The organism is Streptomyces sp. NPDC002790 (assembly GCF_040295505.1).
Taxonomy (GTDB): domain Bacteria; phylum Actinomycetota; class Actinomycetes; order Streptomycetales; family Streptomycetaceae; genus Streptomyces.
On sequence record NZ_JBEOVM010000002.1, the window covers coordinates 134,994 to 151,272 of the forward strand.

Annotated in this window: 13 protein-coding genes and 1 pseudogene; 7 read left to right on the forward strand and 7 right to left on the reverse strand. The window is 71.4% G+C overall.

All coding sequences use genetic code 11. From position 1 onward, the window contains the following. The first annotated feature begins 288 nt into the window (after positions 1 to 288). From egtA to egtD, 4 genes are read left to right on the forward strand one after another with little or no spacing between them, the layout of a single operon-like run. On the forward strand, positions 289 to 1,587 hold the full coding sequence (gene egtA / locus ABT004_RS02045; RefSeq protein ID WP_351330871.1) for an ergothioneine biosynthesis glutamate--cysteine ligase EgtA: 1,299 nt from the start codon (positions 289 to 291) through the stop codon (positions 1,585 to 1,587). After that, on the forward strand, positions 1,584 to 2,933 hold the full coding sequence (gene egtB, locus ABT004_RS02050; RefSeq protein ID WP_351330872.1) for an ergothioneine biosynthesis protein EgtB: 1,350 nt from the start codon (positions 1,584 to 1,586) through the stop codon (positions 2,931 to 2,933). The genes egtA and egtB overlap by 4 nt, the downstream gene beginning before the upstream one ends. Then, the gene (gene egtC / locus ABT004_RS02055; protein ID WP_351330873.1) at positions 2,933 to 3,685 is read left to right on the forward strand and encodes an ergothioneine biosynthesis protein EgtC; all 753 of its coding nucleotides are present in this window, start codon (positions 2,933 to 2,935) and stop codon (positions 3,683 to 3,685) included. The genes egtB and egtC overlap by 1 nt, the downstream gene beginning before the upstream one ends. Then, on the forward strand, positions 3,682 to 4,656 hold the full coding sequence (gene egtD / locus ABT004_RS02060; RefSeq protein ID WP_351330874.1) for an L-histidine N(alpha)-methyltransferase: 975 nt from the start codon (positions 3,682 to 3,684) through the stop codon (positions 4,654 to 4,656). The genes egtC and egtD overlap by 4 nt, the downstream gene beginning before the upstream one ends. Here the strand turns inward: egtD and ABT004_RS02065 are convergent. Both ABT004_RS02065 and ABT004_RS02070 read right to left on the reverse strand, forming a co-directional pair. Then, on the reverse strand, positions 4,653 to 5,930 hold the full coding sequence (locus tag ABT004_RS02065) for an extracellular solute-binding protein (protein ID WP_451187164.1): 1,278 nt from the start codon (positions 5,928 to 5,930) through the stop codon (positions 4,653 to 4,655). The two genes, egtD and ABT004_RS02065, sit on opposite strands and share 4 nt — an antisense overlap. 173 nt (positions 5,931 to 6,103) lie before the next feature. Continuing rightward, positions 6,104 to 6,625: a hypothetical protein gene (locus tag ABT004_RS02070; protein WP_351330876.1), complete on the reverse strand. Its 522-nt coding sequence runs from the start codon at positions 6,623 to 6,625 to the stop codon at positions 6,104 to 6,106. A 160-nt stretch (positions 6,626 to 6,785) separates the two neighbouring features. On the opposite strand from ABT004_RS02070, the gene ABT004_RS02075 reads away from it, so the two are divergent. Together ABT004_RS02075 and ABT004_RS02080 are read left to right on the forward strand one after the other, a co-directional pair. Further along, on the forward strand, positions 6,786 to 7,004 hold the full coding sequence (locus tag ABT004_RS02075; protein ID WP_351330877.1) for a dodecin: 219 nt from the start codon (positions 6,786 to 6,788) through the stop codon (positions 7,002 to 7,004). Between the two features lie 55 nt (positions 7,005 to 7,059). Beyond that, positions 7,060 to 8,067, forward strand: coding sequence for an LLM class flavin-dependent oxidoreductase (locus ABT004_RS02080; RefSeq protein ID WP_351330878.1), 1,008 nt, complete (start codon positions 7,060 to 7,062; stop codon positions 8,065 to 8,067). Positions 8,068 to 8,071: 4 nt separating this feature from the next. Here the strand turns inward: ABT004_RS02080 and ABT004_RS02085 are convergent, their stop codons facing one another. Then, positions 8,072 to 9,091 carry an alpha/beta hydrolase gene (locus ABT004_RS02085; RefSeq protein ID WP_351330879.1) on the reverse strand — a complete coding sequence of 340 codons (1,020 nt, stop codon included), beginning with the start codon at positions 9,089 to 9,091 and terminating at the stop codon, positions 8,072 to 8,074. A gap of 15 nt (positions 9,092 to 9,106) precedes the next feature. Beyond that, complete coding sequence (locus ABT004_RS02090) at positions 9,107 to 10,729, reverse strand: phosphodiester glycosidase family protein (protein ID WP_351330880.1); 1,623 nt, start codon at positions 10,727 to 10,729, stop codon at positions 9,107 to 9,109. Between the two features lie 179 nt (positions 10,730 to 10,908). Here ABT004_RS02090 and ABT004_RS02095 point away from each other — a divergent pair, with 179 nt between their 5' ends. Next, positions 10,909 to 13,284, forward strand: a complete 2,376-nt coding sequence (locus ABT004_RS02095; protein ID WP_351330962.1) for an ATP-binding cassette domain-containing protein — start codon at positions 10,909 to 10,911, stop codon at positions 13,282 to 13,284. Between the two features lie 47 nt (positions 13,285 to 13,331). Here the strand turns inward: ABT004_RS02095 and ABT004_RS02100 are convergent. The 3 genes and pseudogenes from ABT004_RS02100 to ABT004_RS02110 all read right to left on the reverse strand — a co-directional run. Then, positions 13,332 to 13,553, reverse strand: a pseudogene (locus tag ABT004_RS02100) (GNAT family N-acetyltransferase); the annotation flags it as partial. Positions 13,554 to 13,585: 32 nt separating this feature from the next. Then, the gene (locus tag ABT004_RS02105; protein ID WP_351330881.1) at positions 13,586 to 14,332 is read right to left on the reverse strand and encodes a succinate dehydrogenase/fumarate reductase iron-sulfur subunit; all 747 of its coding nucleotides are present in this window, start codon (positions 14,330 to 14,332) and stop codon (positions 13,586 to 13,588) included. Then, positions 14,329 to 16,278 carry a fumarate reductase/succinate dehydrogenase flavoprotein subunit gene (locus ABT004_RS02110; RefSeq protein WP_351330882.1) on the reverse strand — a complete coding sequence of 650 codons (1,950 nt, stop codon included), beginning with the start codon at positions 16,276 to 16,278 and terminating at the stop codon, positions 14,329 to 14,331. The genes ABT004_RS02105 and ABT004_RS02110 overlap by 4 nt, the downstream gene beginning before the upstream one ends. Position 16,279: the final 1 nt, after the last annotated feature.

Below are 16,279 nucleotides of genomic sequence, written 5' to 3' on the forward strand. Positions count from 1 at the left end.
GGTGTCCCCCGTGGTCTCCCCCGTCGTGTTCATGAATCCATCGTGTACGCACAGTGACCGCTCGGGCAACAGGTTTTCTCCGCGTCCGGGGAAGTCTCAGGGAAGCCCCTGAGAAGTCCCGGCAAAGTCTCCGGGTTGTCCAGAGGCACTCTTGTGCGAGCCGCCCGAACCGTCTTGGGTGGAGGGTCTGCGTCGCCCGGAAGGGGCTGATTGTCGGCGCCCGGCCGAATCGACGGGATGGCCCCCACCGGGGACCATGGAGACGTGCGAACCAGGAGGAATCCCCCCATGAGCGAGGGAGACTGTACGGCGCTCGGTGAGCTGGTCACCGAGGCCGAGGCGGAGGCCCTGGTACGGGGCATCTGCTTCAAGACCGGACCACCCCGCAAGGTCGGGGTCGAACTGGAATGGATCGTGCACGAGCCGCGCCCGATGCTGAAGCCGTGGCTCCCCTTACCACCCGAACGACTCGACGCGGCATACGTCGCACTGCGCGCCCTGCCGCTGCGCTCGGCGATCACCGTGGAACCCGGCGGGCAGCTGGAACTCAGTTCGCTCCCCGCCGACTCCCTCCCCGAATGCGTCTCGGCCATGCGGGCCGATCTCAGCGCCGTCCGCACCGTGCTCCGCGGCCACGGACTCGTCCTCTCCGGCCACGGCACCGACCCGTGGCTCCCGCCCCGGCGCGTTCTCCGTCAGCCCCGTTACGACGCCCTGGAGGCATCGCTCGACCGGGCCGGGCCCGCCGGGCGCGCCATGATGTGTTCGTCAGCGTCCGTGCAGGTGTGTCTGGACGCGGGGCACGAGGAGCCGGGTCCGCAGGGGCTCGGCAGGCGCTGGCGGCTCGCGCATCTGCTGGGCGCCGTCCTGGTGGCCGCGTTCGCCAACTCCCCTATGCTGTCCGGCCGTCCGACCGGCTGGCGCTCCACGCGGCAGCTGCTGTGGGAGCGGATCGACGTGGGCCGCTCCGGCGGCGTACCCCTCGATTTCGATCCGCGCGAGGCGTGGACGAGGCACGTGCTCGACGCGCCCGTGATGTGCGTGCGCACCGACGAGGGGCCGTGGCAGGTGCCGGAGGGGCTGACCTTCCGGGAGTGGGCGCGCACGGGCGTGCCCAGGCCGCCGACCCGCTCGGATCTCGACTACCACGTGACCACCCTCTTCCCGCCCGTGCGCCCGCGCGGGCACCTCGAACTGCGCATGATCGACGCGCAGTCCGGCGACGACGGGTGGCTGGTGCCGCTCGCCGTGACCACCGCCCTGTTCGACGATCCGCAGGCCGCCGAGACCGCGTACCGCGCGGTCAAGCCGCTCGCGGAGCGGGCGGGTCCGCTGCCCGCTCCGCACAACCCGTTGTGGCGCGACGCGGCCCGGCTCGGCCTCGCCGATCCCGAGCTGCGCGAGGCCGCCACGGCCTGCTTCACGACGGCGCTGGAGGCGCTGCCGAGGCTCGGCGCGGACCCGGAGACCCGCCAGGCGGTCGCCGACTTCACGCACCGCTATGTCGTCCGCGGCCGCTGCCCCGCCGACGACGTGCTCGAACAGCTCACGCGACAACCCGCCCAGGGGAGGACCGTCCGATCATGACCGCTGAGGAGAACGTCACCACGGACCCGGAGGCGCTCCGCGGCCGCGCCGCGGAGGCCCTCGAGGCCGCCCGGCGCCGCACGACGCTGCTGACGAACTGTGTCGACGAGGGCGAACTCACCTCCCAGCACTCGCCGTTGATGTCGCCGCTCGTCTGGGATCTCGCGCACATCGGGAACCAGGAGGAGCAGTGGCTGCTGCGCGCGGTCGCCGGCCAGGAAGCGATCCGCCCCGAGATCGACCCGCTGTACGACGCCTTCGAGCACCCGCGCTCGGAGCGCCCGAGTCTGCCGCTGCTCGCGCCCGAGGAGGCGCGCGGCTACGCGGCGGACGTCCGCGGCCGGGCCTTCGACGTACTGGAGAAGGCCTCGTTCGAGGCGGTGGGGACGCAGCGTCTGACGCGCTCGGGCTTCGCGTTCGGGATGATCGCCCAGCACGAGCAGCAGCACGACGAGACGATGCTGATCACCCATCAGCTGAGGCTTGGTGGCACGGCACTCACCGCGCCCGATCCCGAGCCCCTGGCGCGTCCGTACGACGGCCCCGCCGAAGTGCTCGTGCCCGGCGGCCCGTTCACCATGGGCACGACGGCCGAGCCGTGGGCCCTGGACAACGAACGGCCCGCGCACACCCGCCTGGTGCCGCCGTTCCACATCGACGCGACGCCGGTGACGAACGCCGCCTACATGGAGTTCGTCGAGGAGGGCGGCTACCGCCAGGAGCGGTGGTGGGCTCCGACCGGCTGCGCGATGGTGCGCGAGCACGACCTTCGGGCGCCGCTGTTCTGGCGCCGCGAGGGCGGGCAGTGGCTGCGCAGGCGGTTCGGGGTGACCGAGCCCGTACCGCCGGACGAGCCGGTGCTCCACGTGAGCTGGTACGAGGCCGACGCCTATGCCCGGTGGGCGGGGCGCCGCCTGCCGAGCGAGGAGGAGTGGGAGAAGGCGGCCCGGCACGACCCGGCCACCGGGCGTTCGATGCGCTACCCCTGGGGCGACGCGGACCCGACGCCGGAGCGCGCCAACCTGGGCCAGCGCCACCTGCGCCCGGCGACCGCGGGCAGCTACCCGCTGGGCGAATCCCCGCTGGGCGTACGGCAGTTGATGGGCGACGTGTGGGAGTGGACGTCGAGCGACTTCCTGCCCTACCCGGGGTTCGTGGCGTATCCGTACCGCGAGTATTCGGAGGTGTTCTTCGGGCCGGACCACAAGGTGCTGCGCGGTGGTTCGTTCGCCGTGGACGCGGTGGCGTGCCGGGGCACGTTCCGCAACTGGGACCTTCCGGTCCGGCGGCAGATCTTCTCCGGGTTCCGCACGGCCCGCGACGCCGAGCCCCAGGAGCGCGCCTGATGTGCCGTCACCTGGCCTACCTGGGGCCGCCCGTACCGCTCGGCGAAGTCGTCGACCGACCGCCGCACAGCCTGTTCCGCCAGTCGTGGGCACCGCGCAGGCAGCGCCACGGGACGGTCAACGCCGATGGTTTCGGGGTGGGTTGGTACGCGGACGGCGACCCGGTGCCCGCCCGCTACCGCCGCGCCGGACCCATCTGGGGCGACGCCGCCTACCAAGATCTGGCCCGCGTCGTCCACTCCGGGGCACTGCTCGCGGCGGTCCGCGACGCGACGCTAGCCGGGGCGGACGGGGAGGCGGCAGCGGCCCCGTACGCTTCGGGACGCTGGCTGTTCAGCCACAACGGGGCGGTGCCGGGCTGGCCGCAGTCCCTGACCTCTCTGGCACCCACCCTGCCGCCGGCGGACCTGCTCTCCATGGAGGCCCGCTGCGACGCGGCATTCCTGTGGGCGCTCGTCCTGCACCGGCTGCGGGCGGGCGACGCCGCGGGGCAGGCGCTCGCCGACACCACCCTGGAGGTCGCCGAGGCCGCGCCCACCGCCCGCCTCAACCTCCTGCTCACCGACGGCGAGACGATCACCGCCACGGCCTGGGGCGACACCCTCTGGTACCGCACGGAGCCGGGCCGCGCCGTCGTCGCCTCCGAGCCCTACGACGACGATCCGCACTGGATCGAGGTCCCCGACCGCACGCTGCTCGCCGCGAGCCGCACCGACGTCCTGTTGACCCCGCTCAAGGAGCCCTCCGCGTGAGCCCGTACCGCATGACCCGCACCCTGCCCGAGGACGCCACCGACGCAGCGCTCCGGTCCGACGTCCTGCACGGCCTGACCCAGACGCCGAAGACCCTCCCGCCCAAGTGGTTCTACGACGCGCGCGGCAGCGAACTCTTCGACGAGATCACCCAGTTGCCCGAGTACTACCCGACCCGCGCCGAGCGCGAGATCCTCATCACGCGCGCCCACGAGATCGCGGCGGCGACGGGTGCGCGCACACTCGTCGAGCTGGGCTCCGGCTCGTCCGACAAGACGCGCCACCTCCTCGACGCGCTCACCGACCTCACGACTTACGTACCCGTGGACGTGAGCGACAGCGCGCTGCGCGGCGCGGCGGACACGCTCCTCGCCGAGCGGCCCGCGCTCGACATCCACGCCATGGTCGCCGACTTCACGGCCGCGTTCGACCTGCCGGAGACTCCGGGGCCGCGCCTGGTGGCCTTCCTCGGCGGCACGATCGGCAACCTGCTGCCCAAGGAACGGGCCGCTTTCCTGACGGCGGTGCGGGGCCTGTTGGCCCCGGGCGACTTCTTCCTGCTCGGCACGGACCTGGTGAAGGACGAGGCGACGCTGGTGGCGGCGTACGACGACGCGTCGGGTGTCACGGCCGCGTTCAACAAGAACGTGCTGACCGTGATGGCTCGCGAGCTGGGCGCCGACTTCCACCCCGACGCGTTCGAGCACGTCGCCCTGTGGAACGCCGACTGCGAGTGGATCGAGATGCGGCTGCGCTCCACCACGGCGCAGACGGTGAAGATCCCGGCCCTCGACCTGGAAGTCGACTTCGCGGCGGACGAGGAGGTGCGCACAGAGGTCTCGGCGAAATTCCGCCAGGAGGGCGTGAAGGCGGAACTGCACGAGGTCGGGCTGGAGTTGGGGCACTGGTGGACGGATGCGGAGGGAAGGTTCGCCCTGTCGCTGAGCAGGGCGTCGGCGCACAAGGCCTAATTGCGCTCGTCGAGCCGATCCGTGATCTCGCGGGAGGCGCGCTCCGCCTCCGTGGACGGGTCGCCGCCGGCGAGGACCTTGGACATGTACTCCTTGATGGGATTGTCGCCGGCCTCCACGTTCGGCCACAGCGGTGAGCGGGGCGTCGCCTTGCCGTGGGCGGCGCCGACGGCCATCGCGGCCACGCCCGGCTCACCGGCGACCGCGTCGGCGAGGGTGGCCTTGTTCGGCACGTAGTTCATGGTGCGGGCCAGTTCGGTGTTCCACTTCTCGCCGGCCAGCGCCTTCACGACCTCGACGGCGCCGTCCCGGTCGTCGGTGTTCGCCGGCACGACCAGGTCGGAACCGCCGGTGAACACCGTGCCCGGCCTGCTCGACGTCTTGCCGGGGATCGGGAAGTAACCCAGCTTGCCCTTCAGTTCCGGGTTCTTCTGGAGGATGCGCTGGGCGGCGCCCGGCACGGAGATGATCTGCGCGATGTCACCGCGGGCGAACTGCTCGGCCTGGGGCGGGTGTTCCTCGTCGGCGTCCTTGGGTCCCCCGCCGAGCGCCTGGAGTTGCCGGTAGAAGGCCATGCCGCGCAGCGCGGCGGGCGTGGCCAGGGTGCCGGACCAGACGCCCGAGGACTCCTTGGCGAGGTGGCCGCCCTCGTCCCAGATGAACCCGGAGAGCGTGTACCAGTCCTGGCCCGCGAGGTAGATGCCCTGGGTGTCGGCGGAGTTCAACTTCCTTGTCGCGTCCAGCCATTGGGCGCGCGTGGTGGGCGGGTCGTCGATGCCCGCCTGCCGGAAGAGGTCCTTGTTGTAGATGACGACGCGGTTGGCCGCGTACCAGGGGATGCCGTACTGCCGGGAGGCGTCGACGCCAGGTTCGGCGAGGCCGGGCAGCCAGTCGTCCATGCCGAGGTCGCGCGCGGACTCCAGGGAGAGGTCGAGCAGGCCGTCCTCCTCGACGTACTGCGGGACCTGGGTGTTGCCGACCTCGATGACGTCGGGCGCGCCGGACTCGCCGCTCCCCTCGTCGAGTGCCTTGGTGACCTTGGCGCCGATCCCGGTCCAGTCCTGGATGCGGATGTCGAGCGTGATGCCGCCGTGCCCGGCCTCGAAGTCCTCCGTGAAGCGTTTGAGGAAGTCCTCCGACGCGCTGCCCCGCATCAGCCACACGGTGACCGCCTCCTCCCCCTCCCCCGTGCCCGGCAGGACGCCGCATCCGGTGAGGAGTACGCCGGTGGCGAGGAGGGATCCGTAAGTCAGGGCAAGGCGGCGGGAGTTCACGTGGGTCACTTTCTGCCTGCGGACAGGGAAGTTCGGCCCGACGTGGGGGAAGAGCACACGGCTCATACGGGTGTTCAGGGAGTTTGGTATAGACCAACGGAAGGGTCAAGGGGTGTGTCACGGACTCCGCAGCGCCCGCCGCCCTCGACCCTCCCTTCATGAAGTGCCCGGGGTCAGGCGACCGGCCTGGCCAGGCAGGTCGCGAGCCGCTTCTCGGCCGTGCCCAGCAGCTTCTTGGCGCGGGCGCGCTCGGCGAGCAGCTGCGGGTCGACCTCGACGCCGTTCAGCGCCGCGGACGCCGCGCGCGCCTCCTCACGTGCCTGCGCGAGCTCCCGCTCGGCGGTGTCGCGGTCCTGGACGGCCTTCAGGTAGTCGGCGCTGTTGGGGTCGAATCCGTCCTCGCGCTCCAGCTCCCGCACCCAGTCGCGCGCTTCGGTGTACACCGTGGACCGGTACTCCACCGCGCCGTGCGCCGAGTCGTAGTCGTGCTCCAGCGCTTCGATCCGCGCCTCCACCGGAGTGATCCGGGCGTCAAGACCGTCGACCGTGTCCTGGTGTCGGTTGACGGTCGCCTGGTAGCGGTGGCACGGAGCCGGTTCGGCCGTCGCCGCGATGGCCTGTGCGGCGCCGGTGGCCCCGAAGGCCATCACGGTCAGGGTGGTCAGGACGGCGGCACGGGTGAGTCGGCGGTGCATCAAGATGAGCCTCTTTCACGGACGCGCGCGCGGGCGGGCCGCGCGCGAAGAATTGGTTCGACCGAGACCATGAATGACCGGGCGCCCGGGTCGGCTACGCGAAGTGAGCGGCGATGTCATACGGATGGCGGGCCACGCCGCGCTGGGGCACGGTGGAAGCATGTCGAACCACACGTATCGCGTCACCGAGATCGTCGGCACTTCTCACGAAGGCGTGGACGAGGCGGTCCGTAATGGGATCGCGCGTGCCTCGCAGACCGTGCGCAACCTCGACTGGTTCGAGGTCACGCAGGTCCGGGGGCAGATCGTCGACGGCCAGGTCGAGCACTGGCAGGTCGGCCTGAAGGTCGGTTTCCGCATGGAGGACGACGAATCCTGAGCCTCCACGGGTCGGCCCCGGGGATCCCTGGGGCGCCACGGCGTTGAACCAAGGTGTGAGCACCGTGATCGAATCGACCCGCTTCTCCGTCCTGGACCGCTCCCGCACCCGCACGGGCCACTCGGACCAGGACGCGCTGCGCGACACCGTCGCCCTGGCCCAGGACCTGGAGCGGCTCGGCTACCACCGGCTGTGGGTCTCGGAGCACCACGGTGTGCCGGGCGTCGCCGGTTCCGCGCCGACGGTGCTCGCGGCGGCCATCGCCGCGGCGACGCGCACCATCCGCGTCGGCACCGGCGGCGTGATGCTGCCCAACCACCAGCCACTGGTGGTGGCCGAGCAGTTCGGGGTCCTGGAGTCGCTCTTCCCCGGCCGCATCGACATGGGGCTCGGCCGCTCGGTCGGCTTCACGGGCGGGGTCCGCAAGGCGCTCGGCCGGGACAAGGACGATGCCGACGACTTCGCGGAACAGCTCGACGAACTCCTGGCGTTCTTCACCGGGACCTCGTCCACGGGCGTGCACGCCCGCCCCTCCGAGGGCCTGGCCGTCCCGCCGTTCGTCCTCGCGATGGGCGAGGGCGCCTCGATCGCCGCCCGCGCCGGTCTGCCGATGGTGATCGGCGACTTCCGCGCCCGCGAGAAGATGCTGCGCGGCATCGACCGCTACCGCGCCGATTTCCGCCCCTCCCCCTGGGCCGCCGAGCCGTACGTCCTGATCTCGGGAACCGTCGCCGTGGCGGGCAGCCGGCCTGAGGCGCACCGCATCCTCGCCCCGGAGGCCTGGTCGATGGCGCACTCGCGTACGCACGGCACGTTCCCACCACTGCCGCCCGTCGAACGCATCGCGGGTTTCGAGATGACCGAGAAGGAGCGGGAGCTGTACGAGTCCGGGCTGCTCGGCCACATCGTGGGCACGGAGCAGCAGGTCACCGACGAGCTGGAGATGGTGATCAAGGAGAGCGGGGCGCAGGAGGTGCTGGTGACGACCAGTACGTACGACCGTGAGGCCCTGCTGGAGTCGTTCCGCCGCCTGGCCAGGATCGCGCGCCTGACACCCCGCTGATACGTCAATCGAGCCCGAGGCCGCGCAGCAGCATCGGCAGCGACGCGTGCAGTTCGCGCTGCCAGTACGGCCAGGTGTGGGTGCCGGGGCCGTAGAAGTTGGTGGTGAGGTGTCTGGCTCCCGCCTTCTTCAGCCGGTCGGCGAGGGCGTGGTTCTGCCGGTTGAAGTCGGCCTCCAGGGCGTTGGTGGTGCCCGGCGGGTCCAGGGGGCCCGCGGTGCCGTCGCCGCAGGAGAGGTACAGGGGCAGCGACTTGAGGCGCTTGGCCAGGTAGTACGGGTCGTGGGCGGCCCAGATGTCCCGCTGCGCGACCGGGTCGCCCCAGACGCGCCGGGGATCGTTGCCCTGGTCGGCGAAGAAGCCCATGATCCGGCCCGTCGACTCGTCGTTCAGGAGTGGGTGTGCGGAGCCGGAGTAGGCAGCGGCCGCCTTGAACATTCCCGGGTGCCGGGCCGCGTACAGGAGCGCGCCCTGGCCGCCCATCGAGAGGCCCGCGACGACGCGGCGGGAGCCCGCGCCCCAGTCGCTCTCCAGGAGGCGGCGCAGGTCGCGGGTGTGGAAGGTGTCCCAGGCCGGGTCGCCGCCCTTGCCGTGGTTCCACCAGTCGCTGTACCAGCCGTTCCGGCCCGCCTCGGGCATCACGACGAGGACGTCGCGCAGGCCCTCGACGGAGGCGACGTCCGTCTGGTTCGTCCAGGACGTGTAGTCGCCGCAGCAGCCGTGCAGCAGCCACAGGGTGGGCCAGTGTTTGGTGCGGTCGCCGGGCTTCCAGCCGTCCGGCGTGAGCAGGCGGACCTTGACCGTGCGGCCGCCCAGGGCCGATGCGCGTACGGAGAGGTCCACCTGGCGGTCGGCGACCCGGGTGACGTCGACGACCTCGGCGGCGGGTCGGGCACGTGCGGCGGCGACCGCGGACGGGGCCGAGCTCAGCATGAGCAGCAGGGTGGCGAGGACGAGTAGCAGGCGTCTGGTGCGGAGGGTCAGGGCGGCGGTCACGGCGGCTCCCTCGAATCGGCCGGTTCGCATCGTCCGGCGCTTGCGTCAGTGTGTGCGGGGAAGCACCAGCAGGCCATCTCCAACAGGGCGTTCGCCGGACGCGTCCGACGGGTCGTTGATCACCTGGTCGTCGACGACCATCGTGGTCGATCCGCCGCCGTCGAGGTTGATGGCGTCCCGCAGACCGAGGGCCTTGGCGACGTCGGCGCTCTCGTTGATGCTCAGGCCGAGGGAGCCGGTGCCACGACCGTCGGCGGTGATGAGCACGGTGCGGCCTGCGGCATCCGTGCCCGCGAGGGTGCGCGGGTTCCGCTTGTGCACCCAGCCGTAGTAGAAGCTCGGGTTGCCGGGCTGCACCATGCCGTCGGTGGCCGGGGTGACGTGGCGGCGGCCGTCGCGGACGAGTTCGGGGCCACCGTTGAGGATGCTGGTCGAGCGGGAGGCGGTGAAGGGCCGACCCTTGATGTCCTTCAACCCGCCCTGGATGCGCAGCGGTTGGCCGACCTTGGCGAGGGCCGTCAGTCTCGCCGCGTACGCGCCCGTGGCCTGGACGCTGCGGCCTCCGGCGGGCAGTGCGCCGCCGCGCGGCGAGCGCACCTCGACGACGTGGCCGGTCCGGTCCAGGACGGCTTCGACGCCGTCGCCCTTCGGGGTCTGCTTACCGAACTCCGGGGTGAACGCGACGAGTTCGTCGGGGTCGGTGCAGGTGGTGTCGTGCAGCGGCCGGGCGGTCGGGGTGTCGTCGGCGGTGCCGCCGCAGTTGCGGATCAGGCCGGGGACGCGGTCGATGCCGTCGAGCGGCAGCTCCGTCCCGTCGACGCGGACGCTCCCCCGCCAGGTGAACCGCCCCACCTCGGTGCCGCGCGCCGAGTCGTGGACGACGAGGCCGGGCCGGCCGTTCACCGCCTCGCTCAGCAGGCGGCCGTTGTAGACGCCGGCGCCGGCCGGGTCGCCGGGGGCGCCCGCCTTGGGGTCGAGGACGAAGAAACCCGCGTTGACCCCGGCCGTCGCGCCCTCTGCGGCGGCCAGCGCGCTGGTGGTCTCGCGGTTCTCCAGGTCCGGTCCGTACGTGGCCTTGAGATCTCCGTCGAACCGCTTCGGGTCGATGGTGAGGACGTCGACGCGCCAGGGGCCGCGGTCCCCCGCGTTCCCGTCCCAGCCGGTGTACCAGGCGGCTCCGGTGTGTCCGGCGGCGCGCAGGCGGGTGCGTTCGGCGGTGGCGGCGGCCTCGGTCGGGAACGTGCCGACGCGGACCCGCCAGCCGAGGGTGCCGCCCGCGTAGTCGGCGGTCGCCGCAGTGGTGACCTTCTCCGAACGGGCATCGAAGCCGTCCGTACGCAGGTCGGAGGCGAGTTCGGCGGCGCTGGCCTCGTCGTTCAGGGCGGTCGGCGGCGCGTCCGGGTCGGGCGAGCCCGCGCCGCCCGGTATGGACACCTCCACGGTCCACGCCATGGCGGGAGCGTCCGCGCCGCGCACGATCCGGGTGAGCGTCACGCCCGGCTGCAACGTGCGCGTCGTCCGCGTCTCGGACAGGTCGGCGGCGCCGAGCGGCAGGCCGCCGTGCCGAGGCACGGACGGGGCCGGTGACGGCGAGGCCGGTGCGGGTGCCGCACCCACGAGGGCGAGAGCGCACAACACCGCGCTCACGCCGAACAGTCTGCCGTTCACGAACCCCCCACTGCTCGAAGGACGACCTCCGTAACGGTGCGTGAGCCCATGACCACCAGTCAAGGCGTGTGCACATCATTCATCGGACGTTCTCCGTGCCGCCGCCGCGGCGACGTGGGTGGATCATGGAGTACGACACCGTGCCCACAGAGCCGTCCGTACGACCGGGAGCCCGCCCCATGCACCACCCCACCTCGCCCTACCCCCGCCACGACGGTCTCGTGCGGGTGCGCGGCGCCCGCGAGCACAACCTCCAGGGCGTCGACGTGGACATCCCGCGGGACGTGCTCGCGGTCTTCACGGGGGTGTCGGGATCGGGCAAGTCCTCGCTCGCCTTCGGCACGATCTACGCGGAGGCGCAGCGCCGCTACTTCGAGTCGGTCGCCCCGTACGCGCGCCGGTTGATCCACCAGGTCGGCGCGCCGAAGGTCGGCGAGATCAGCGGGCTGCCGCCCGCGGTGTCACTTCAGCAGAGCCGTTCGGCGCCGACCTCCCGCTCCTCGGTCGGCACGGTGACGACATTGTCGAACTCGCTGCGGATGCTGTTCTCGCGGGCCGGTACGTACCCGGCGGGCGCCGAGCGCCTCGATTCCGACGCGTTCTCCTCCAATACGGCCGCCGGGGCGTGCCCTTCGTGTCACGGACTCGGTCAAGTGCACCGCACCACCGAGGAGTTGCTGGTCCCGGCCCCCTCGCTGTCGATCCGCGAGGGGGCCATCGCGGCGTGGCCGGGGGCCTGGCAGGGCAAGAACCTGCGCGACGTCCTCGACGCGCTCGGGTACGACGTCGACCGGCCCTGGCGGGAGCTTGACCGGGCGGACCGGGAGTGGATCCTGTTCACGGACGAGCAGCCGGTGGTGACTGTGCACCCGGTGCGGGACGCGGGCCGCATCCACCGCCCGTACCAGGGCACGTACATGAGCGCGAACCGGTACGTACTCAAGACCTTCTCCGACTCCAAGAGCCAGTCGCTGCGCGCGAAGGCGGAGCGCTTCCTGGAGAGCACGCCGTGCCCGGTCTGCGGCGGCGCCCGGCTGCGCGCGGAGGCGCTGGCCGTCACCTTCGCGGGCCGTACGATCGCGGAGCTCGCCGGTGTGCCGCTCGCGGACCTCGCCGACCTCCTGTCCACCGAGGGCGACACGTCCGAGACGGCGCGCGTGCTCACCGAGGATCTGCGGGCCCGCATCGCCACGGTCACGGAGCTCGGCCTCGGCTACCTCAGCCTCGACCGGTCGACTCCCACCCTGTCGGCCGGTGAGCTCCAACGGCTGCGCCTGGCAACCCAGTTGAGGTCGGGACTCTTCGGAGTCGTCTACGTCCTCGACGAACCGTCGGCCGGACTCCACCCGGCCGACACCGAGTCCCTGCTCACCGTCCTGGACCGGCTGAAGGCGTCCGGCAACTCCGTGTTCGTGGTCGAGCACCACCTGGATGTGATGCGGCACGCCGACTGGCTGGTCGATGTCGGCCCGCAGGCAGGCGAGCACGGCGGCAAGGTGCTGCACAGCGGCGCGGTGGACGGGCTGCGCGAGGTCGCCGAGTCGGCGACGGCCCGCTACCTCTTCGACGACGGACCCGCCGTCGAGCGCCAAGTCCGCACGCCCACCGGCTGGTTGAAGTTGGGTCCGATCACCCGGCACAACCTGCGCGAGGTCACCGCCGCGTTCCCCCTGGGCGCGTTCACCGCCGTCACGGGGGTCTCCGGGTCCGGGAAGTCGACGCTGATCGGCGAGATCACCGAGGAACTGGAGGGTGTCGGACGGCTCGTGGTCGTCGACCAGAAACCGATCGGGCGCACCCCGCGCTCCAACCTGGCCACATACACGGGCCTGTTCGACGTCGTCCGCAAGGTGTTCGCGGCCACCGACGAGGCGAAGGCGCGCGGATACGGCGTCGGCCGCTTCTCGTTCAATGTCACCGGCGGGCGCTGCGAGACATGTCAGGGCGAGGGCTTCGTCAGCGTCGAGCTGCTGTTCCTGCCGAGTACGTACACACCCTGCCCGGACTGCGCGGGCGCCCGCTACAACCCCGAGACGCTCCAGGTCAGCTACCGGGGCCGGAACATCGCCGAGGTACTCGATCTGACGGTGGAGTCGGCGGCGGAGTTCTTCGAGGCGGCGGACGACGAGACGGCGCGGCCCGTGCTGCGCAGCCTGCGCACGCTCCTCGACGTCGGCCTCGGCTATCTGCGGCTCGGGCAGCCGGCCACCGAACTCTCGGGCGGCGAGGCCCAACGCATCAAGCTGGCCAGCGAGTTGCAGCGAGTGCGGCGCGGCCACACCCTGTACCTCCTAGACGAGCCGACAACCGGCCTGCACCCGGCCGACGTGGAGGTGCTGATGCGACAGCTGAACGGCCTCGTCGACGCGGGGCACTCCGTGGTCGTCGTCGAGCACGACATGGCGGTGGTCGCCGGGGCGGACTGGGTGATCGACATGGGACCCGGCGGCGGGGCCGAGGGCGGGCAGGTCGTGGTCGCGGGACCGCCCGCCGTCGTGGCCGCCGATGCCGCGAGCCGGACCGGGGTCTACCTGCGGCGCGTGTTGGGGTCCTGAGGGCTCGTGGCTGCCCGTGGTCGGTGCGGGGAGATGTGGTTGGCGACCACCAGCAGGTGGTCGCAGTGGGCGTCGAACGTGTCGACGTCGAGTCCGGGGTGCGGGGTGTCGAGGCGGGCGCCCATTTCCAGGGCGAAGACATCGTGGCGCAGCCGTGGGGCGGCGCGGACGTCGGGGGGATGCCAGGGGTGGCCCTCCCCGGACGCCCGGCGTGTACCGGAAAACGATGACGGGACCGGGGGTTGAGCACCACATCCGGTCCCGCCCACCCCGCGCTCTTCGCGGGACGATCATTGAAGGGTCAGCGGCTGACCTTGCGGTTCGCGCGCAGCCACTCCTTGTTCATGCTGGTGATGGAGAACAGCGGGATGCCCTTCGGGCAGGCCGTCGCACACTCGCCCGCGAGGGTGCAGCCGCCGAAGCCCTCCTCGTCCATCTGCCCCACCATGTCGAGGACGCGGGTCTCGCGCTCGGGCGCGCCCTGCGGCAGCACGTTGAGGTGGTTGATCTTCGCCGAGGTGAACAGCATCGCCGCGCCGTTGGGGCAGGCCGCGACGCAGGCGCCGCAGCCGATGCACTCGGCGTGCTCGAAGGAGAAGTCCGCGTCGGGCTTGGGAACGGGTACGGAGTGCGCCTCGGGGGCGGCGCCCGTCGGGGCCGTGATGTAGCCGCCGGCCTGGATGATCCGGTCGAAGGCCGAGCGGTCCACGACCAGGTCCTTCACGACCGGGAAAGCGGAGGCGCGCCACGGCTCGATGTCGATCGTGTCGCCGTCCTTGAAGGACCGCATGTGCAGCTGACAGGTGGTGGTGCGCTCCGGGCCGTGCGCGTCGCCGTTGATGACGAGCGAGCAGGCGCCGCAGATGCCCTCGCGGCAGTCGTGGTCGAAGGCGACCGGGTCGTCTCCCTTGAGGATGAGTTCCTCGTTGAGGGTGTCCAGCATTTCGAGGAAGGACATGTCCTGGGAGATGCCGTCCACCTCGTACGTGGACATGGTGCCTTCGGCGTCGGCGTTCTTCTGGCGCCAGACGCGCAGGGTGAGCTTCATGCGTAGCTCCGCTGAGTGGGGTGGACGTACTCGAAGACGAGGTCTTCCTTGTGCAGGGTGGGGGCTTCTCCGGTGCCGGTGAACTCCCAGGCCGCCGCGTAGGAGAACTCCTCGTCGACGCGCGCGGCCTCGCCGTCGGGGGTCTGCGACTCCTCGCGGAAGTGGCCGCCGCAGGACTCGGCGCGGTGCAGCGCGTCGAGGCACATCAGCTCGGCGAGCTCGATGTAGTCGATGATGCGGTTGGCCTTCTCCAGGGACTGGTTGAACTCCTCGCCGACGCCGGGCACCTTGATGCGCCTCCAGAACTCCTCGCGGATCTGCGGGATCCGGTCGAGGGCCTTGCGCAGGCCCGCGTCGGTGCGGGCCATGCCGCAGAACTCCCACATGAGCTCGCCGAGTTCACGGTGGAAGGAGTCCGGCGTGCGGTCCCCGTCGACGGCGAGCAGCTTGGCGAGCCGCTCCTCGGTCTCGCGCACGACCTCGACGGTGGCGGGGTGCTCGGCGTTCACCTCGTCGGTGTGCGGGTGCTTGGCGAGGTAGTCGTTGATGGTGGCCGGGAGGACGAAGTAGCCGTCCGCGAGGCCCTGCATCAGCGCGGAGGCGCCGAGCCGGTTGGCGCCGTGGTCGGAGAAGTTGGCCTCGCCGACGGCGAAGAGGCCGGGGATGGTGGTCTGCAGGTCGTAGTCGACCCAGAGTCCGCCCATCGTGTAGTGCACGGCGGGGTAGATGCGCATCGGCGTCTTGTACGGGTCCTCGTCGGTGATCCGCGCGTACATGTCGAAGAGGTTGCCGTACTTGGCCTCGACGGCCTTCCTGCCCATCCGCTTGATGGCATCGGCGAAGTCGAGGTACACACCCTGCCCGCCGGGGCCCACTCCCCTGCCCTCGTCGCACACGTTCTTCGCGGCGCGCGAGGCGATGTCACGGGGCACGAGGTTGCCGAACGCCGGGTAGATGCGCTCCAGGTAGTAGTCGCGCTCGTCCTCGGGGATCTTGTTCGCCGGGCGGTCGTCGCCCTTCGCCTTCGGCACCCAGATACGGCCGTCGTTGCGCAGCGACTCCGACATCAGGGTCAGCTTGGACTGGTGGTCGCCGGTGCGCGGGATGCACGTCGGGTGGATCTGCGTGAAGCACGGGTTGGCGAAGTAGGCGCCGCGCCGGTGGGCGCGCCAGATCGCCGTCGCGTTGGAGTTCATGGCGTTCGTCGACAGGTAGAAGACGTTGCCGTAGCCGCCGGAGGCGAGCACCACGGCGTCCGCGAAGTGCGTCTCGATCTTGCCGGTGATCAGGTCACGGGCGACGATGCCGCGCGCCTTGCCGTCGACGATGACGAGGTCGAGCATCTCGGTGCGCGGGTGCAACTCGATGTTCCCGGCGGCCACTTGGCGGCTCAGCGCCTGGTAAGCGCCGAGGAGGAGCTGCTGGCCCGTCTGGCCGCGGGCGTAGAACGTACGGGACACCTGAACGCCGCCGAAGGAGCGGGTGTCGAGGAGACCGCCGTACTCGCGGGCGAACGGCACACCCTGCGCGACACACTGGTCGATGATCTCGACGGAGATCTGCGCGAGGCGGTGCACGTTCGACTCGCGGGCGCGGAAGTCGCCGCCCTTGACGGTGTCGTAGAAGAGGCGGTGCACTGAGTCGCCGTCGTTGCGGTAGTTCTTCGCGGCGTTGATACCGCCCTGCGCGGCGATCGAGTGGGCGCGGCGCGGCGAGTCCTGGTAGCAGAACTGGACGACGTGGTAGCCCTGTTCGGCCAGCGTGGCGCCGGCGGAGCCGCCGGCGAGACCTGTGCCGACGACGATGACGGTGTGCTTGCGGCGGTTGGCCGGGTTGACCAGCTTGGCCTCGAAGCGGCGGGTGTCCCAGCGCTCATTGACCGGGCCGGCCGGGGCCTTGGTGTCGACGACCGGTTCGCCGGTGGTGTATTCCGCGTACGTAGACATC